The organism is Bifidobacterium boum (assembly GCF_000741535.1).
GTDB classification, from domain to species: domain Bacteria; phylum Actinomycetota; class Actinomycetes; order Actinomycetales; family Bifidobacteriaceae; genus Bifidobacterium; species Bifidobacterium boum.
This window is the reverse complement of the sequence record NZ_JGYQ01000016.1, coordinates 58915-78355: the sequence shown is the minus strand read 5'-3', so window position 1 is coordinate 78355 and position 19441 is coordinate 58915. Positions and strand designations below refer to the sequence as shown.

The following is a 19441-nucleotide window of genomic DNA, read 5'->3' as shown; positions in this document are numbered from 1 at the left end:
CAGTGCGGTTTTATGAAAGCGAACGGCAATATTGACATTATGTTACGACCGGAAAAACTCACACAGAATCAGTAATCGCAACGAAATAATGAGGGTTTTATCTAGAGATGTACGAAATTCGTAGTCAGGATGATGGAACACAACGAAAAACGCATCATCGGTCTACCGCAGGAAAGGATTCAGCATGACGGCCAGCATCAGTGAAAGCAGAATCAAGGAACTCACCGCCAAGGAAGGTGAGAAGCTCAATGCCAAGCTTGGCAAGTCCCGCGAGATGTACAACGAAGCCCGCAAGCATCTGTGCAACGGCGTCGCATCCTCCTACCAGCTGCGCGACCCGTGGCCGATTTACGTCGATCACGGCAGCGGCTCCAAGCTGTGGGATGTGGACGGCAACGAATACTACGATTTCCACAACGGCTACGGCGCCATGGTGCAGGGCCACGGCAATCCGGAGATCGGCAAAGCCATTGCCGAACGCTTCCCGAAGGGTACACATTTCGCGCTTCCTGATGAAGATGATTTCGTCGTCGCTGACGAACTGACCCAGCGCTTCGGCCTGCCGAAGTGGCGTTTCACCAACTCCGGTTCCGAAGCGACGATGGACGCAATCCGCATCGCCCGCGCCTACACGCACCGCGACCATATCATGAAGATCTTCGGTTCCTACCACGGCCATCATGATGCGGTGATGATCTCCATCGTCGGTGATTACGAGAACATCGGCGACAAGAACCACTTGAAGAAGATCCCGTACGGCGCCGGTATCCCGAAGTCCCTGATTCCGCTGACCGTGCCGGTCCCGTTCAACGACGCCGACGCGCTCGAAGCCCGCATCCGTGAGATGGAAACCGATGACGAGGCTCCCGCCTGCCTCATCATGGAAGCCTGTCTGATGAACATGTCCATCGTGCCGCCGGAACCGGGCTATCTCGAGAAGGTGCGCGAAATCACCAAGCGCCACGGTATCGTGCTCATCTTCGATGAGGTCAAGACCGGTTTGACCATCGGGCCTGGCGGCGCAACCAAGCTGTTCGGCGTGACTCCGGACATGGTCACGATGGCCAAGGCGATTTCCGGCGGCCTGCCGATGGGCGCCATCGGTGGCACCGACGAGGTGATGAGCGTCGTTGAATCCGGCGAGGTCTACCAGGTCGGCACCTACTCCGGCAACCCGTTGTGCGTGGCGGCCGCTCGCGCCAATCTTGAGAAGGTGCTCACCCCGGAAGCTTACAAGCTGTTCGATCATCTGAACAACCGGCTGATGGAAGGCTGCACCGAAGTCATCAAGAAGTATGACTTCCCGGGATATTCCATCGGTTTCGGCGCCAAGGGCTGCGTTACCTTCTCCCCGCACAAGATCATCGACTACGTGACCTTCAAGCAAGGCCAGCGCACCGACCTCAACCAGCTGTGCTGGCTGTATGCAGCCAACCGCGGCGTGTTCATGACGCCGGGCCGTGAGGAAGAGTGGACGCTGTCGGTGGCTCATGACGACGCCGCATGCGACGCGTACATCAACGCTTTCGCCGAGATGGCCCACGACGTGACCGCTGAGTGATCACACCTGAAACCTGCCCGGAGCCGACTGTTCCAACACGCTCGCTCCTCTCTGTCGACTCAGGGCGCCTATTCGCGACCGTGGTCGAATGACACTGCGTATGCGGTGCTGTTCGGCCACGGTCGTTCCACACGTGACGGTGCAGGGGCGGACCGGCTTGATGATGCCGATATGGCATTGCGGGGGAGTGTCTGCCGAAAAAACGACTCGCCGAGAAGCGGTCGTCCTTGATATCGTGTATAGTCTTTCACTGTTGTGCGAAACCGAGAGTTTCTCGGATTCCACACCACATGGTGGATATAGCTCAGCCGGTAGAGCATCTGATTGTGGTTCAGAAGGTCGCGCGTTCGAGCCGCGTTATCCACCCCATCAACCCCGGGTTCGCCCGGGGTTTGTTGTTCTTCCGGCCTTGTGCCCGCGATGCGACAGCGCGCGTCGTGTCGTCGTCCCTTTTGCAAACTGGTTGCGCATATAGGAACCAAAGTCATTGCTTGAGATGTTCCGTCTGGTTGCGTATGTGGCGACATACACAACCGTATGGAAGGCTCAGGGGAACCCCACGATCGCCTGACATCCGCCAGCTCGCGTATGTCTGGGCATACGCGGCGCCGCGTTATGGACATATCAGGCTGCCTAGCGCTTGCTTCCGTCGCACAGTGCGTGTCCCGGCATACGCGCGATTGTAACCCTGCGGTCGGCGAAGACATGGGATGCAAGCCCAATGCCCCGACACGCCTACGGCCACAATCCTGTCGGGATAATAAGCAATAACTTTGGTTCCTATACGCCACTGGTTGCGCCGGGGCCGCCGTCAGTGTAACCAGTCTGTGAGGGGGATTGACCGAGTTGCGCGTCAAGCGGCGATGGGATCCAGCACGTGCCGTGCGTACCCTGCTGCTGGTGTCTGCGGAAGCAAGGCAACCACGGTTGCTGGCGGAAGGTGGGTTCGCGGAGGTTGCTCGGGATTCGTGCCGGCGACACCGGTGCGCCCGGACAAAGTCTGGAATCTTAATCTCTCGCTGATGTGGCCTCAATCGGAGAGTTGTCTAGAATAATCTCGCGAAAACCCTCGTCCGAGGCGATTTTCGCGAGATATTGAGATTCTTATTCCTTCCGGTGGCTTCGAGTTACCATCGAAAACCGCGGAATATCGACGATTTGCTGAGTCTGGCCGGGATTGGAGGCGGGGGTGGAATCCCAAAAAATCGCACAATCGCGCTTGAAAGGTGAGATGTTGAGGCATTGTTCTGAATATCTCGGAGATTTCTGCATCGTCATGGAGAAATTCGGAATCGGGGGAGCGCAAGCCAGGTGGATATTGCGGACATTGCGGTCGGATTCCCGCAGTGAATGCGTTCTGTGCGGTTCCGCCCGGCTGTGATCAATGCTCTCGGATTGCTCAATCCCTTGTCGTACAAGGCTTTGCACAGAGTAAGTGGCTGTGGCTGACATGCACTGATTGCAAAGAAACCCCCGGTGTTTCGTTTCTGCCCAGACCGGGGGAATCGGGTATAATTAGGAGTGAAGGCCGGAGTTGGATTCAGTCGAGCAGTCGGCGGGATCCAACGAGGCACAGGCTCGCGAGGGCCGGGTGCAACGCCTTCGATAATTGAATGCAGGTTAAGGAAATGGTCATGTGCGGCACAGAAGTACGGCAATGGTAAGCCGGGCCGCTGAAGCCAGCTGGCGTAACAGGCGTGCAGGGCACGCTCGATATGTTGTGCTGGAAGATGGCACAAGGTTTAGGTTGCCGCGCAGGGTGGCGCGGCGTTGAGCATGACGATTCCTCCTTCCACTCGGGTGGCCCCGGCGGTGTTGATTACAGTCCGCCGGGGCCACCCTCGTTTTGCGCCGGTACCGTTGACGTTCGTCATATTGGCGTGTCGAGTAGCGGCGAATGATATAGTAGAAATTCGTGTGTGCCAGCGGCATGCCTTATGTAACAGGCGTGGGCGCTGGGATATCCCGGAATCCGCTAGATTGCGCGCGGTAACGTGGCGGCAGGAGGAAGACGGGCCATCGGGCCGGTGGACTGTGGCTGTTTCTTGTCTCCGATCAACGGATGCATGGGGCTGCAGCGCGGCGGCTTCACCTGAACAACAGTATCAATGAATCGGAGAACTGAAGTTGCCTACGATTGAACAACTTGTCCGCAAGGGACGTAAGGCCAAGCCGAAGAAGTCCAAGACTTTGGCCCTGAAGGGAAGCCCGCTGCGCCGTGGCGTGTGCACCCGTGTGTATACCACCACCCCGAAGAAGCCGAATTCGGCTCTGCGTAAGGTCGCTCGTGTGCGTCTGAGCTCGGGCATCGAAGTCACCGCTTACATCCCCGGCGAAGGCCACAACCTGCAGGAGCACTCCATCGTGCTCGTGCGCGGCGGCCGTGTGAAGGATCTGCCGGGCGTGCGTTACCACATCGTGCGTGGTGCGCTTGATACCCAGGGCGTCAAGGACCGCAAGCAGGGTCGTTCCCTGTACGGAGCAAAGAAGGCGAAGTAAGAGATATGTCACGTAAAGGACCCGCTAAGAAGCATCAGGTGCTGCCCGATCCGATCTACGGTTCGACCGTTGTGGCGCAGCTCATCAACAAGATCCTGCTCGACGGCAAGAAGTCGATCGCTGAGGACATCGTGTATTCCGCTCTTGATATGGTCAAGGAGAAGACCGATCAGGAGCCGGTGGCTGTGCTCAAGCGCGCTCTCGACAACATTCGCCCGAGCCTCGAGGTCCGTTCCCGCCGTGTCGGCGGCGCGACCTACCAGGTCCCGGTCGAGGTGAAGCCCGCACGTGCGAACACGCTGTCGCTGCGCTGGCTGACCGACTTCTCCCGCGCTCGTCGCGAGAAGACCATGGCCGAGCGCCTCGCCAACGAAATTCTCGACGCGTCCAACGGTCTCGGTGCTTCAGTGAAGCGTCGCGAGGACACCCACAAGATGGCGGAAGCCAACAAGGCGTTCGCTCATTACCGCTGGTAATTGACTGAAGAGAACAAGAGCTAAGGAACACTTATGGCACTGGACGTGCTTTCCGACCTGCATAAGGTCCGCAACATCGGCATCATGGCTCACATCGATGCCGGTAAGACTACCACCACCGAACGCATCCTGTACTACACCGGCAAGAACTACAAGATCGGTGAGACGCACGATGGCGCTTCGACGATGGACTTCATGGCTCAGGAGCAGGAACGCGGCATCACCATTCAGTCCGCTGCAACCACCTGCTTCTGGCATCGCCAGACCCACGACGTGGACGATGAGTTCCAGATCAACATCATCGACACCCCTGGCCACGTGGACTTCACCGCTGAGGTGGAGCGCTCCCTGCGCGTGCTCGATGGCGCCATCGCCGTCTTCGACGGCAAGGAAGGCGTGGAACCGCAGTCCGAAACCGTGTGGCGTCAGGCTGACAAGTACTCGGTTCCGCGTATCTGCTTCATCAACAAGATGGATAAGCTCGGCGCAGATTTCTACTACTCCGTGCAGACCATCAAGGACAAGCTCGGCGTCAAGCCGCTCGTCATCCAGCTGCCGATCGGTGCTGAGAATGACTTCGCCGGCGTCGTCGACCTGGTCCGTATGAAGGCATACGTCTGGAACGACGTCAAGGACGATCTCGGTGCCCACTACGACACCGTCGACATCCCGGATGACCTCAAGGACAAGGCGGAACAGTACCGCGCCGAGCTGCTCGACGCGTGCGCAGAAACCGACGAGGACCTGCTTGAGAAGTACCTCGAATCCGGTGAAATGTCCGAAGATGAGATCCGTACCGCGATCCGCAAGCTCACCATCGCCCGTGAGGCGTTCCCGGTGACCTGCGGCTCCGCGTTCAAGGACAAGGGCGTGCAGCCGATGCTCGATGCAGTCGTCGACTACCTGCCGAGCCCTGAGGACATCCCGGCCATCAAGGGCTTCAAGCCTGGTGACGAGTCCGTGGAAATCGACCGCAAGCCGACGATGGAAGATCCGTTCTCCGCGCTGGTCTTCAAGATCTCGACCCACCCGTTCTACGGCAAGCTCGTGTTCGTTCGCGTCTACTCCGGTTCCGTCAAGCCCGGCGATACTGTGCTCGACTCCACCAAGGGCAAGAAGGAACGCGTCGGCAAGATCTTCCAGATGCACGCCGACAAGGAGAACCCGGTTGACGCTGCAGAAGCCGGCAACATCTACACCTTCGTGGGCCTCAAGAACGTGACGACCGGCGATACGCTGTGCGATGAGAAGAACCCGATCTCCCTGACCTCCATGACCTTCCCCGATCCGGTGATCGAGGTTGCTGTGGAGCCGAAGACCAAGGCTGATCAGGAGAAGATGAGCATCGCTCTGGCGAAGCTCTCCGACGAGGATCCGACCTTCCGCGTCAAGACCGACGAAGAATCCGGCCAGACGCTGATCTCCGGCATGGGTGAGCTTCAGCTCGACATCATCGTCGACCGTATGCGTCGCGAGTTCAAGGTCGAGGCGAATGTCGGCAAGCCGCAGGTCGCGTATCGCGAGACCATCCGCAAGGCCGTCATGAACCAGGAGTACACGCACAAGAAGCAGACTGGTGGTTCCGGCCAGTTCGCAAAGGTGCTCATGAACTTCGAGCCGATCGATCCGGCTTCCGGCAAGACCTACGAGTTCGTCAACGAGGTCACCGGCGGCCACATCACCAAGGAGTTCATCCCGGCAATCGATGCTGGTGTTCAGGAAGCCATGCAGTCCGGCGTACTCGCCGGCTTCCCGGTGGTCGGCGTCAAGGCGACCGTCACCGATGGCCAGACCCACGATGTCGATTCCTCGGAAATGGCGTTCAAGATCGCAGGCTCCATGTGCTTCAAGGAAGCCGCTCCGAAGGCCAAGCCGGTCATCCTCGAGCCGATCATGGCCGTGGAAGTCCGTACGCCGGAAGAGTACATGGGCGACGTGATGGGCGACCTGAACTCCCGCCGCGGCTCCATCCAGTCGATGACCGACGCCACCGGTGTCAAGGTCATCGACGCGAAGGTCCCGCTGTCCGAGATGTTCGGTTACATCGGCGATCTGCGCTCCAAGACGCAGGGTCGCGCCATGTTCACCATGCAGATGGACTCGTACGCAGAGGTCCCGAAGGCCGTCTCCGACGAGATCATCAAGGCCCAGCGCGGCGAGTGACACACTGAGCCACATTGGACTTGCCCTGTCCCCAGTCAGCGCTAGAATAGACTAGCGTTGACTGGGTTCGGGCTCTGATGTGGCACACAACCCAGAAACCCAGTAAATATGTAGCGAGTGCTTAGCGCGAAGATCGCGCTGGCAAACTACGAGACGTCCAGGAGGACACACATGGCAAAGGAAAAGTACGAGCGTACTAAGCCGCACGTTAACATCGGCACCATCGGCCACGTCGATCACGGCAAGACGACCCTGACCGCCGCCATCTCCAAGGTGCTGCACGAGGAGTATCCGGATCTCAACCCGGAATATGACTTCGACCAGATCGACGCCGCTCCTGAAGAGAAGCAGCGTGGTATCACCATCAACATCGCCCACATCGAGTACCAGACCGCGAAGCGCCACTACGCTCACGTGGACTGCCCTGGCCACGCCGACTTCGTGAAGAACATGATCACCGGCGCTGCTCAGATGGATGGCGCCATCCTCGTTGTGGCCGCCACCGACGGCCCGATGGCTCAGACCCGCGAGCACGTGCTGCTCGCTCGTCAGGTCGGCGTGCCGCGCATCCTGGTCGCTCTGAACAAGTGCGATATGGTTGACGACGAAGAGCTGATCGACCTCGTCGAAGAAGAGGTCCGCGACCTCCTCGACGAGAACGGCTTCGACCGTGACTGCCCGGTCATCCGTACCTCCGCGTACGGCGCCCTGCACGACGACGCTCCGGATCACGAGAAGTGGGTCCAGACCATCAAGGATCTTATGGATGCCGTCGACGAGTACATCCCGACCCCGGTCCACGATCTCGACAAGCCGTTCCTGATGCCGATCGAAGATGTCTTCACCATCTCCGGCCGTGGCACCGTGGTGACCGGTCGTGTTGAGCGCGGTAAGCTCCCGGTGAACTCCAACGTGGAGATCGTCGGTCTTCGCGACACCCAGGCGACCACCGTCACCTCCATCGAGACCTTCCACAAGCAGATGGACGAGGCCGAGGCTGGCGACAACACCGGTCTGCTGCTCCGTGGCATCAACCGTGACCAGGTCGAGCGTGGCCAGGTCGTGGCTGCTCCGGGCACCGTGACCCCGCACCACAAGTTCGAAGGCGAAGTCTACGTCCTGACCAAGGACGAAGGCGGCCGTCACTCGCCGTTCTTCTCGAACTACCGTCCGCAGTTCTACTTCCGCACCACCGACGTCACCGGCGTGATCACTCTGCCGGAAGGCGTTGAGATGGTCCAGCCTGGCGATCACGCGACCTTCACGGTCGAGCTGATCCAGCCGGTCGCCATGGAAGAGGGCCTCACCTTCGCAGTCCGCGAAGGCGGCCACACCGTCGGCTCCGGTCGTGTGACCAAGATCATCGAGTAGTCTGCGCATCGCAGGTACTTCCTGATACGCTAACCTAGCGTGAACGCCCCTGAGGTTATCCTCGGGGGCGTTTCTCATTACCATGTCCATGTCTGCTTGTGCTGGTCACCATTCCATCTTTCAAGCGCATCAACGCCTCGAATACCCGCTATCGAAAACAGCGATAACGCATGCCGGCCGTATCCCGGAACGTCCCGCCGACACTTCATCCCCAGCATCTAAGGTTCCCATTACACAACCATAGAAGACGGCAGGATTCCGCACCGTCGGCATAACGAATCAACCGGAGAGGACAACGACATGGATTGGAACGCCATACACGCACAAGCAACGGCACATATGACCGCAGCCGGCCTGCAATACGAAGACGGCAACGCCGACATCGACGGCGGTCAGCATGATATTGATACGTTGGCATGGCGCCGATACGGCATCCTGCCGAGAATGTTCCATAACGTCGCCGACATCGACACATCTGTCACGGTAGGCGGACGCACCATCGCCACCCCGGTGTTCGGCGCCCCGACCGCATACCATCGTCTTGCCAGCAAGAATGGTGAAATCACGTCACAAAACGGCATGCATCGTGCCGGCACGTTCATCGTCTACCCGACCAATGCGTCAGAGCCCGTAGAGCATTTCGCAGCTGAGGCGCAAGGCGATTGGTGGCAGCAGGTCTACTTGTTCGACAATCGTAAGGTGTCGGAAGGTTTCGTGGAACGGTCCGTGGCATCCGGCGCCAAAGCGCTGATGCTGACACTGGACTGTCCGGGATATCGTCGCGACTTCGGATTCCGTAACGGCATCGACGGCACATGGGAAGGAGCCAGCGGCAATTTCCCGAAGATGCATATGACCGATTGGACGCTCAACCTCGCGACATCCATCACGCCGAAGGACATCCAGTGGCTCAAGGAGATTTCGGGACTTCCCGTATATGTCAAAGGCGTGATGCGACCCGAGGATGCCGTGACCGCCATGAACGCAGGCGCAGCCGGCGTGATGGTGTCCAATCACGGGCGACGCCAGGTTGACGGCGTCGTGCCAGTGGCATACGCTCTGCCGCGTATCCGCCGCGCACTCGGACCTGATGTTGAGATTTTCGCCGACACAGGCATCCGCACCGGCGGCGATGTGTTCCGCGCCTTGGCGCTTGGCGCGAATGCGGTCGGTTTGGGACGGCCGATTCAGTGGGCGGCGGCCGCTGGGGGAGAAGACGGCATTGCGAACATGATTGAGCGCATCACCGATGAACTCGCTCACACCATGAACTCGGCTGGCGTGTCCCGAATCGCGGATATCGACGAATCCTTCCTCGTCGCAGGGCAAGGCCCGTCCGCCTTCTAAAACACAACCGACACAAGACACGCGTCAGCTCCCATGACGATACTTGTGGCAGGACACGGCGCCAACCAGTCAGCAAGATGAATCGCGCCGGTTTCCCGGTCAACTCGTTGTGGCATAATAGGCAAGGCATTTTTTGTATTGCCTCAAGTAACTGAAGAATAGGTGAATACACGTGGCACAAACTACCAATGACATCAAGAACGGCTCTGTTCTGAATCTCGACGGCCAGCTGTGGCAGGTCATTAAGTTCCAGCACGTCAAGCCGGGCAAGGGACCCGCTTTCGTGCGCACCACCATCAAGAACGTCCTGTCGGGCAAGATCGTTGACAAGACCTTCAACGCCGGCATGAAGATGGAATTCGAGACCGTAGACAACCGCACCCTCCAGTATTCCTACGAGGACGGCGACAATTACGTGTTCATGGATATGACCACGTACGATCAGATCATGATTCCGAAGGAACTCATCGGTGAGCAGAGCAAGTATCTGCTCGAAGGTACCGACTGCATCGTGAGCTTCCATGACGGCACCCCGCTGAGCGTCGAACTGCCGGCTTCCGTCATTCTGACCATCACGCACACCGAGCCGGGCCTGCAGGGCAACCGCTCCAACGCTGGCACCAAGCCTGCGACCGTCGAGACCGGTGCAGAGATCCAGGTTCCGCTGTTCATCAACGAAGGCGAGAAGGTCAAGGTCGACACGCGCGACGGCTCCTACCTCGGTCGTGAGAACTGAGAGCGAGGATTTGAGGCTTCATGGCACGTTCCACCGCCCGCAAGAGGGCTCTGAACACGTTGTACGAAGCGGACGAGAAGGGACAGGATATCCTGTCCCTTCTTGCTGAGCGCATCGCCAATCCGGGCACCCAGACGCCGCTTCCTGATTACGCTATCGACATTGTCCGTGGCGTCGCCGAGCATCGCGGTGAAATCGACCATCTGCTCGACGAACATTCCACCGGCTGGAAAGTCAAACGTATGGCAGTGGTCGATCGCAACGTACTGCGCATCGCCGCATGGGAGATCCTGTACAACGACGACGTGCCGGACAAAGTCGCCATCGACGAGGCTATCAGTCTTGCCAAAACGTTGAGCGATGAAAGCTCGACATCCTTCATCCACGGTCTGCTCAGCGCTATCTGCTCCGTCAAGGATGAGCATTTGGCCCATCAAGCCGAACTCGCCAAGCAGCGTGAAAATGAGCAGGCACAAGCATTGGCGGCATCGACAGACCAAGCCGGCGATCCGCCTGCCGAATCGGACGGGGCTGACGATACTTCCGGGGATGGCGTTCCGGAAGTTCCCGATCGGCCGGACGGACCGGTCGATTCGCAGCAAGAATCGCCACAAGACCAGCACACGACGAACTGACATCGGACATCGGCCGGTGTGAGAGTCCCAGCCGGCCGGTATCCTTGGTACGAATACCCATAGAATAAGGGGGTTTTGGTGAACCAGAACGATTCCGAAGCCGTGGATTTCTCACTTGAAGACGCAGTCCTTGTCCTTGAAGACGGGCAAGTGTATGTCGGTGAGCCTTACGGCGCAATCGGTACGACCCACGGGGAAATCGTCTTCACAACCGGCATGACCGGATATCAGGAGACGTTGACAGACCCCAGCTACGATCGCCAGATTGTGGTACAGACGTTCCCGCATATCGGAAACACCGGAATCAACAAGGAGGACCCGGAATCCTCCCGTATCTGGGTCGCCGGATACGTCGTGCGCGACCCCAGTCCGAACGTGAGCAACTGGCGCGCAACAGGCAGTCTTGACGACGATTTGTCCGACAACGGTATCGTCGGCATCAGCCACATCGACACCCGCAAGTTGGTACGCCATTTGCGTTCCGCGGGTGTCATGCGCGCTGGCATCTTCTCAGGCGAAGGCCTGGTTGATACCGGGACGGGTAAAACACGCACCGTGTCGTCAATGCTTGACGAAGTGCGTGGGATCCCGCAGATGAAAGGCATGAGCCTGTACGACGAGGTCAGCACCGAACATACCTACACGATTGAGCCGTGCGGGGAGTATGAGGGCAAAGAACCACTGTTCACCGTCGCCGCCGTTGATCTGGGTATCAAAGGCATGACACCACATCGTATGGCCGAGCGCGGCTGCCGCGTGCATGTCGTGCCGTCAACCATCACGTTTGAGCAGCTCAAGGCGCTCAATCCTGATGGCGTGTTCTTCTCCAACGGTCCGGGCGATCCGGAACAAGCCGACCCCGAAGTCAATCTGCTCCGTCAAGTGTTGGACGCGGGCTACCCGTTCTTCGGCATATGCTTCGGCAACCAGCTGCTCGGCAGGGCGCTCGGATTCGGCACATACAAACTCAAGTTCGGTCATCGCGGCGTGAACCAGCCGGTCAAGGATGTGACGACAGGCAAAGTCGAAATCACCGCGCACAACCATGGTTTTGCGGTTGATGCGCCGATCGGCGAGCGCGTGGATGCGCCATTCGACAACGGCAAGTACGGCAAGGTGTTCGTCTCCCACGTCGATTTGAACGATAACGTTGTTGAAGGCCTGCAATGCGTGGACATTCCGGCGTTCTCGGTGCAGTACCATCCCGAGGCCGCGGCCGGCCCGCATGATGCCGCCTACCTCTTCGACCGTTTTGTTGAGCTCATGCGTTCCGCCAAGGAGGAAAACGCCCATGCCTAAGCGCACCGATATCAAATCCGTCATGGTTATCGGCTCCGGCCCGATCGTCATCGGGCAGGCCGCCGAATTCGACTACTCCGGCACTCAGGCGTGCCGCGTGCTGCGCGAAGAAGGTATTCGCGTCATCCTCGTCAACTCCAACCCGGCGACCATCATGACCGATCCGGAGATGGCGGATGCCACGTATATCGAGCCGATCGCCACTCCGATTCTCGAGAAGATCATTGCCAAGGAACGTCCTGACGCACTGCTGCCGACCCTCGGCGGCCAGACCGCGTTGAACGCGGCTGTCGCGCTCGGTGAGGCGGGAATCCTCGACAAGTACCATGTCGAGCTTATCGGTGCGTCCCTCGAAGCCATCGACCGTGGTGAGGATCGTGAACTGTTCAAGAAAGTCGTCGACAGTTGCGGCGCTGAATCGGCTCGCTCCGCCATCGCCCATTCCATGAAGGAAGTCGATGATATCGTCGCCGAACTCGGATACCCGATTGTTGTCCGACCGTCCTTCACCATGGGCGGTTTGGGCTCAGGCATCGCCCATAACGAGGAAGAGCTGCACCGTATCGCCGGTGCCGGTCTGCATTATTCCCCGACCGACGAGGTGCTGCTCGAGGAAGGCATCGAAGGCTGGAAGGAATTCGAGCTCGAACTGATGCGCGACCGGAAAGACAACGTGGTGGTCGTCTGCCCGATCGAGAATGTCGATCCGGTCGGCGTGCACACCGGCGATTCCATCACTGTGGCGCCATCCTTCACGCTCACCGACCGTGAATACCAGAAGCTGCGTGACATCGGTATCGCCATCATCCGTGGTGTGGGCGTTGACACGGGCGGCTGCAACATCCAGTTCGCCATCCACCCCAAGACTGGCCGCATCATCGTCATCGAAATGAATCCGCGTGTCTCCCGTTCTTCCGCGCTCGCGTCGAAAGCCACGGGCTTCCCGATCGCTAAAATCGCCACGAAGCTTGCCCTGGGGTATACGCTTGACGAAATCCAGAACGATATCACGAAGTCTACGCCGGCCTCTTTTGAACCGACTATCGACTACGTGGTCACCAAGGTGCCGCGTTTCGCGTTCGAGAAGTTCCCGGGTGCCGATACCACGCTGACCACGTCCATGAAATCCGTGGGTGAAGCCATGGCTTTGGGCGGCAACTTCCAAGAGTCCCTTGGCAAGGCGATGCGTTCCATCGACAAGCGCCACACCGGCTTCAACTGGGATGGCGACAAGCCTGACAGCCAGGAGGTCGAGCAGCTGCTCGAGCAAGCGAAGATTCCGACCGAACAGCGCTACCTGCAGATTATGCGGGCGCTGTGGGGCGGAGCCAGTGTCGAGCAGCTGTATGAGGCCACCAAGATCGACCCGTGGTTCCTTGAACAGTTCGCCCTGATCAACCGCACCGCCATGGACATCAAGCATGCCGAAACCTTGTCCGCACGCATGCTGCGCAAGGCGAAGCAGACCGGTTTCTCCGACGTGCAGATCGCGCATCTGCGCGGGCTTGGGGATGAAGGTGAGAACACCATCCGCGAATTGCGTTGGAGCTACGGTATCCGTCCGGTGTACAAGACTGTGGACACGTGCGCCGCGGAATTCGATGCGGCGACACCGTACTATTACTCCTGCTACGCCGATGAGTCCGAACTGCGTACACGCGATCGTGAAGCCGTGATCATTCTCGGCTCTGGTCCGAACCGCATCGGTCAGGGCATTGAGTTCGATTACACTTGCGTGCATGCTGTCCAGGAGCTGGGCAAAGACTATGACACCATCATGGTCAACTGCAACCCGGAAACCGTGTCCACCGATTACGACATGTCCGACCGGCTGTATTTCGAGCCGCTGACCTTCGAAGATGTGCTCGAGATCTACGAGGCCGAGAAGAAGATGGGGCCGGTCAAGGGTGTGATCGTCCAGCTCGGCGGCCAGACCCCGCTGTCCTTGGCGGCGCGACTCAAGGCTGCGGGCGTCCCGATTCTGGGTACATCGCCGGAATCCATCGATCTGGCTGAAAACCGTGAGCTGTTCGGTGAAGTGTTGCGCAAGGAGCATATGAACGCGCCGCGCTATGGAACCGCCCTGAGTTTGGACGAGGCACGTGAAGCCGCGCACAACATCGGCTACCCGGTGCTGGTCCGTCCGAGCTATGTGCTCGGCGGTCGCGGCATGGAAATCGTGTACGACGACGACCAGCTGGAGAAGTATGTCAGCCGAGCGCTCAACGAGGCGAAAGCCGACATGGTCGTCTCTGGGCGTCTTCCCTCCCCGCTGCTCATCGATAAGTTCCTGCAAGACGCCATTGAAATCGACGTGGACGCTTTGTTCGACGGCGAAGAACTGTATATCGGCGGCATCATGGAGCATATCGAGGAGGCCGGTGTGCATTCAGGTGACGCGGCATGCACTCTGCCGCCGAGCACGCTGAGCGATGATCAGATCCGTCGCCTGCGTGAAGGCACGTATGCCATCGCCAAGGGCTGCGGTGTGCGCGGCCTGATCAACGTGCAGTACGCGTTCATGGCCAACACGCTGTACGTTATCGAAGCGAACCCACGCGCCTCGCGTACCGTCCCGTTCGCGTCCAAAGCTACGGGTGTGTCCCTCGCCAAGGCTGCGGCCCGCATCATGGTTGGCGAAACCATCGCCCAACAGCGTGCCAACGGGCTGCTGCTGCCGAAGGGTGACGGTGGTGACATTCATCCCGGACAGCAGGTGGCGGTCAAGGAATCCGTCCTGCCGTTCAAGCGGTTCCGCACACCTGTAGGCCGCACGGTTGACATTCTGCTCGGTCCGGAAATGCGTTCGACCGGTGAAGTCATGGGCTTCGACCGTGACTTCCCGCACGCGTTCGCCAAGAGCCAGCTTGCGGCGTACGACGGCGGCCTGCCCACCGGCGGTAACGTGTTCATCTCGGTCAACGATATGGACAAGCGTCAGCTGCCCCTGTTCGCCAGCCGTCTGGTCGAACTCGGCTTCAAGATCTGGGCGACCGAAGGCACGGCATCCGTGTTGCGCCGGTACGGCATCGAATCCAAGATCGTTGACAAACTGTCCACCCGTCTCGACGGGGACGGCAACGCGCAAACCCATGTCGTCCACGCCCCGGGCAGTGTCGGCAAGAATGTTGTCGAACTCATCGAAGACGGCACCATCGATATGGTGCTGAACACGCCGAATTCCCGCGGCTCACGAGCTGACGGCTATTCGATTCGCGCCGCTGCCATTGCGGCGGACCTGCCCCAGTTCACCACCATGACGGAGTTCTCGGCAGTGCTCATGGCTATCGAGGCTGTCAAGAAGAACGACTATCAGGTGATGAGCATCCAGGAGCATGCCCAGCAACTGTTCGCCATCGAGAAGCGTGACAACCAATGAGTACCAGCCCCAGCCCAAATGAAATCGCCGCGATGCGGTCGGACTTCGGTCTGCGTCTACGCATTTCCATGGACAATTACGGTCCACTATGCATAGGCATCGATCCTCATCGCAAACTTTTGACCGACTGGGGCTACAATGTTGACGCCAGCGGCGCGGAAATGTTCTCCATGCGCATGCTGCAAGCCGCGAATGGACGCGCCGCTGCCGTCAAATTCCAATCATCCATGTTCGAACGCTACGGTTCGAAAGGCATCGCCGCGCTGGAACGCGTACTGTTCGCTGCGAGGCAGATGGGCATCATCACCATCGTGGATTGCCTGCACGGAGGGCTGCCGACCACCATTTCCGCGCTGGCCGACGCGTATTTCAAACCGGGGGCTCCATTGCTCGCTGACGCAATCACCCTGCTGCCATACTATGGGGCGCGTTCACTGAGCGGATTGATTGATGAAGCGCTTGACAACGGGCGTGGCGTGTTCGTGGCTTCGCTGACTTCGAATCCCGAAGGGGCGAGTTTGCAGACCGCCATCCGTCAGAAGGGCGAGTATCAAGGCAAAACCGTTGCCTACGGTATCGCCAGTACCGCTCAGAAGTTCAATGACAAGTCCGCTGGCATGGGATCGGTCGGTTTGATCATCGGCGCGACCATCGGCCAGTGGATTGATGAAAGCGGTATCGATCCCGCACAGTTCACCGGTCCGATCCTGTCTCCAGGATACGGGTGGCAAGGTGCGGAAGCGCACGATTTACGAACCGTGTTCAAAGGTACGAAAGGTAACGTGCTCGTGACCGTATCGCGATTCATCGCGAAAAACGGCCCTGATATTTCCAGTCTGAGCGCGGCGACGGAATCCATCGCCCTTGACATTCGACAGGCGCTGATGGATGCGACGTTTGAAGTCGATGCCGACGCGTGAATACCCAATCCACGGCATCGATTGAGAATCTGCCGCACACAGACGGTTATGCGGTGGACGGGACGGAATACACACCAGGAGAAAGGCGGCATAGGGATGACAATCGCGGGTCACAACAGCTCAGCATCGAGCACAGGCGGACGTCTTATCGTGCTGACCGGCCCGACGGCGGTCGGCAAAGGAACGGTGGAGGCAGCCCTCCTTGCCAAACATCCTGAAGTCTGGGTGTCCGTATCGGCGACCACCCGTGACCCGCGTCCCGGTGAAGTCAATGGCGTGAATTATTGGTTCATGAGCGAGTCTGAATTCCTGCGCAAAGAGCAGGCAGGCGAGTTCCTTGAAACGGCGGTCGTCCACGGCATGGCGCATTATGGCACGCCGCTCCAGCCGGTGTTGGATCATCTTGCGGCGAAGATCCCCACCATTCTCGAAATCGATTTGCAGGGCGCTCGTCGTGTCAAACAGCAAGCTGCCGCCATGGGGCTTGAGGTCGTCTATGTCTTCATCGCCCCACCCAGTTATGACGAGTTGGTGCGGCGTCTGGTCGGACGCGGCACGGAGACCGAAGAACAGCGCAAGAAACGGCTCGAGACCGCCAAAGTCGAGCTTGCCGCGGAGCCGGAGTTCGATGTGACCATCGTCAACAATACGGTCGAGCAGGCGGCGGATGATCTGTGGCAGGTCATCGCGCAGGAGTATGGCATCGACGCGGATTGACGCTTCCGCACGCGTCACAAGGCTGGTGGAATGTGCGCGGTGGGGGTGTCCCCTGCACTTGGTGACCGGTGATGCTGAGCGTTGACATCAGCATCCCCGGTTTTGCATATGATGACGACATGCGTGGGAATGGGGAATGCCATCGCTGCGAGTGAAGCGATGACATCGTCGGGCGTGTTCCCGGGTACGTCCTGCTCGGATGTACATACCGTTGCGCCGGACGCCGTCCGGGAAAACGTGTGGGCCCTGCAGCAATCACTGCAGGGCCCACACACGTCTCAAGAGGCGTTTGGCGCTTCAGCCGACCATCACTTCAGGCCGCTGAGCTTGTTGATCAGGTCAGGATCGCGGGTGGCGCCCTTATCCGCGGAGCGGGCGAAGGCTGCGTATGCCTTCAGCGCCTGGCTGACGTGACGGTCGCGATGAGCGACGTATCCGTCGCCCGCCTCGAGTTCGGCACGACGCTGCGCGAGCTGCTCGTCGGTCAGTTCGACATTGATCGAACGGTTCGGGATATCGATATCGATCATGTCGCCGTTCTTGATCAGTGCGATCGGGCCCTTGTTCGCGGCTTCAGGAGCCACATGGCCGATGGCGAGACCGGAGGAACCACCGGAGTAGCGGCCGTCGGTGATCAATGCGACATCCTTGCCGATGCCCTTGCCTTTGACGAAGGATGTCGGGTACAGCATCTCCTGCATACCCGGGCCGCCCTTCGGGCCTTCGTAACGGATGACCAGCGCTTGGCCGGGCTTCAGCGTGTCGTTGAGGATGACCTTGATGGCTTCTTCTTGGGATTCCACCACCAGTGCCGGACCGTGGAACTTCCAGATGCTTTCGGGCACGCCCGCCGTTTTGACAACACAGCCGTCAGGGGCCAGGTTGCCGCGCAGCACGGCAAGACCGCCTTCTGCGATTTCCGGGTGGTTGATGTCGTGGATGGCGCCATGCACGCGGTCGGTGTCGAGCGTATCGAACAGGGTCTCATGCGTCCACGGTTCGGGGGAGACGATGTGACCGGGGGCCGCATGGAACAGCTGCTTGGCTTCAGGCTTGCAGGTGTCGCGCATGATGTCCCAGTCGTTGAGTTTGGACTCGAGGTCGGGGTAATCGACGGAATGGGTGTCGCGATGCAGTTTGCCTGCACGGTCGAGCTCGCCCAGGATGCCGCAGATGCCGCCTGCGCGGTGCACGTCCGAAATCTCCCATTCGCCGGAAGGCGCGGCCTTGCAGATGCAGGGCACGGTGTGGGAGATGCGCTCGATGTCGTCAAGCGTGAAATCGACGTCGGCGCTTTGCGCTGCGGCGAGGATGTGCAGCACGGTGTTCGTGGAGCCGCCCATGGCCACATCCATGGTCATGGCGTTTTCGAAGGCGTGCTTGGTGGCGATGGAACGCGGCAGCACGGAGTCGTCGTCCTCGTCGTAATAGCGGTGGGCGAGCTTGACAATCATCTCGCCGGCGCGCTCGAAGAGCTTCTTGCGGTAGACGTGGGAGGCGAGCGTGGTGCCGTTGCCCGGCAGGGCCAGGCCGATCGCCTCGGTCAGGCAGTTCATCGAGTTGGCGGTGAACATGCCGGCGCAGGAGCCGCATGTGGGGCAGACAGTCTTCTCATAGGCGAGCAGGTCCTCGTCGGAGCAGTTGTCGTCTGCTGTCGCGTACATCACGTCGATGAGGTCGGTGTGCTCTTTGACCGTGCCGTCGGAGAGCACCGTGGTGCCGGCTTCCATCGGGCCGCCGGAGACGAAGATTGTCGGAATGTTCAGCCGCAGCGCGGCCATCAGCATGCCTGGGGTGATCTTGTCGCAGTTGGAGATGCAGATCAGGGCGTCGGCGCAATGCGCGTTGACGGAATATTCAACGGCGTCGGCGATGATGTCACGGCTTGGCAGCGAATACAGCATGCCGGTGTGTCCCATGGCGATGCCGTCGTCGACGGCGATGGTGTTGAACTCGCGGGGGATGCCGCCGGCCTTCTTCACGGCTTCGGACACCAGCCGGCCGACCTTGTTCAGATGGACATGGCCGGGGACGAATTCATCGAAGGAATTGGCGATGGCCACAATCGGCTTGCCGAAGTCCTTGCCATCGACGCCAGCGGCGCGGTACAGAGCACGAGCGCCCGCGAACACTCGCCCGTTCATCAATTTTGCGGATCTCATTTCTGCCATGGTTCCATTCAAGTGGTTTGGTGGGACAGGCGACTGTCAAGGGTCGAATAATGAAATTACGCTGAGAGAGTAGAGCTTCGCCCGGCATCGTCTCGTGAGGTGGAGCGTGCAACGTGGCGTCTGATGCCGAGTGTGAGGCGGGATCGGGATATCGTGGCCTCAGATTA

Annotated in this window: 13 protein-coding genes and 1 tRNA gene; 13 read left to right on the top strand and 1 reads right to left on the bottom strand. The window is 59.4% G+C overall.

What is annotated here, in order from left to right; all coding sequences use genetic code 11:
- The first annotated feature begins 184 nt into the window (after positions 1–184).
- From BBOU_RS06225 to gmk, 13 genes are all read left to right on the top strand, one after another.
- Positions 185–1561, top strand: coding sequence for an aspartate aminotransferase family protein (locus BBOU_RS06225; RefSeq protein WP_026502208.1), 1377 nt, complete (start codon positions 185–187; stop codon positions 1559–1561).
- A gap of 293 nt (positions 1562–1854) precedes the next feature.
- Positions 1855–1930, top strand: a tRNA-His gene (locus BBOU_RS06220).
- A 1758-nt stretch (positions 1931–3688) separates the two neighbouring features.
- Positions 3689–4060, top strand: a complete 372-nt coding sequence (rpsL, locus tag BBOU_RS06215) for a 30S ribosomal protein S12 (RefSeq protein ID WP_004269067.1) — start codon at positions 3689–3691, stop codon at positions 4058–4060.
- A gap of 5 nt (positions 4061–4065) precedes the next feature.
- The gene (gene rpsG, locus BBOU_RS06210) at positions 4066–4536 is read left to right on the top strand and encodes a 30S ribosomal protein S7 (RefSeq protein WP_015450699.1); all 471 of its coding nucleotides are present in this window, start codon (positions 4066–4068) and stop codon (positions 4534–4536) included.
- A gap of 33 nt (positions 4537–4569) precedes the next feature.
- Positions 4570–6699, top strand: a complete 2130-nt coding sequence (gene fusA / locus BBOU_RS06205; protein ID WP_026502207.1) for an elongation factor G — start codon at positions 4570–4572, stop codon at positions 6697–6699.
- Positions 6700–6870: 171 nt separating this feature from the next.
- Entirely contained in the window at positions 6871–8070 is a 1200-nt protein-coding gene (tuf, locus tag BBOU_RS06200; protein WP_015450696.1) for an elongation factor Tu, read from the top strand.
- A 339-nt stretch (positions 8071–8409) separates the two neighbouring features.
- On the top strand, positions 8410–9417 hold the full coding sequence (locus BBOU_RS06195; RefSeq protein ID WP_238552103.1) for an alpha-hydroxy acid oxidase: 1008 nt from the start codon (positions 8410–8412) through the stop codon (positions 9415–9417).
- Between the two features lie 172 nt (positions 9418–9589).
- The gene (gene efp / locus BBOU_RS06190; RefSeq protein ID WP_015450694.1) at positions 9590–10153 is read left to right on the top strand and encodes an elongation factor P; all 564 of its coding nucleotides are present in this window, start codon (positions 9590–9592) and stop codon (positions 10151–10153) included.
- Between the two features lie 20 nt (positions 10154–10173).
- A complete protein-coding gene (nusB, locus tag BBOU_RS06185) occupies positions 10174–10788 on the top strand; it encodes a transcription antitermination factor NusB (protein ID WP_026502206.1) in 615 nt (204 codons plus the stop codon).
- A gap of 78 nt (positions 10789–10866) precedes the next feature.
- Positions 10867–12087, top strand: a complete 1221-nt coding sequence (gene carA, locus BBOU_RS06180; RefSeq protein ID WP_026502205.1) for a glutamine-hydrolyzing carbamoyl-phosphate synthase small subunit — start codon at positions 10867–10869, stop codon at positions 12085–12087.
- A complete protein-coding gene (carB, locus tag BBOU_RS06175; protein WP_026502204.1) occupies positions 12080–15466 on the top strand; it encodes a carbamoyl-phosphate synthase large subunit in 3387 nt (1128 codons plus the stop codon). The genes carA and carB overlap by 8 nt, the downstream gene beginning before the upstream one ends.
- Positions 15463–16386, top strand: a complete 924-nt coding sequence (gene pyrF / locus BBOU_RS09450; protein WP_026502203.1) for an orotidine-5'-phosphate decarboxylase — start codon at positions 15463–15465, stop codon at positions 16384–16386. The genes carB and pyrF overlap by 4 nt, the downstream gene beginning before the upstream one ends.
- Positions 16387–16482: 96 nt before the next feature.
- On the top strand, positions 16483–17103 hold the full coding sequence (gene gmk, locus BBOU_RS09445; protein WP_026502202.1) for a guanylate kinase: 621 nt from the start codon (positions 16483–16485) through the stop codon (positions 17101–17103).
- Between the two features lie 308 nt (positions 17104–17411).
- On the opposite strand, the gene ilvD is transcribed toward gmk, so the two are convergent.
- Entirely contained in the window at positions 17412–19274 is a 1863-nt protein-coding gene (gene ilvD / locus BBOU_RS06160; RefSeq protein WP_015450688.1) for a dihydroxy-acid dehydratase, read from the bottom strand.
- Positions 19275–19441: the final 167 nt, after the last annotated feature.

Coding starts and splice junctions, on each gene's coding strand:
- BBOU_RS06225 (WP_026502208.1), top strand. CDS start 185: ATGACGGCCAGCATCAGTGAAAGCAGAATCAAGGAACTCACCGCCAAG.
- rpsG (WP_015450699.1), top strand. CDS start 4,066: ATGTCACGTAAAGGACCCGCTAAGAAGCATCAGGTGCTGCCCGATCCG.
- nusB (WP_026502206.1), top strand. CDS start 10,174: ATGGCACGTTCCACCGCCCGCAAGAGGGCTCTGAACACGTTGTACGAA.
- fusA (WP_026502207.1), top strand. CDS start 4,570: ATGGCACTGGACGTGCTTTCCGACCTGCATAAGGTCCGCAACATCGGC.
- carB (WP_026502204.1), top strand. CDS start 12,080: ATGCCTAAGCGCACCGATATCAAATCCGTCATGGTTATCGGCTCCGGC.
- tuf (WP_015450696.1), top strand. CDS start 6,871: ATGGCAAAGGAAAAGTACGAGCGTACTAAGCCGCACGTTAACATCGGC.
- BBOU_RS06195 (WP_238552103.1), top strand. CDS start 8,410: ATGACCGCAGCCGGCCTGCAATACGAAGACGGCAACGCCGACATCGAC.
- pyrF (WP_026502203.1), top strand. CDS start 15,463: ATGAGTACCAGCCCCAGCCCAAATGAAATCGCCGCGATGCGGTCGGAC.
- ilvD (WP_015450688.1), bottom strand. CDS start 19,274: ATGGCAGAAATGAGATCCGCAAAATTGATGAACGGGCGAGTGTTCGCG.
- gmk (WP_026502202.1), top strand. CDS start 16,483: ATGACAATCGCGGGTCACAACAGCTCAGCATCGAGCACAGGCGGACGT.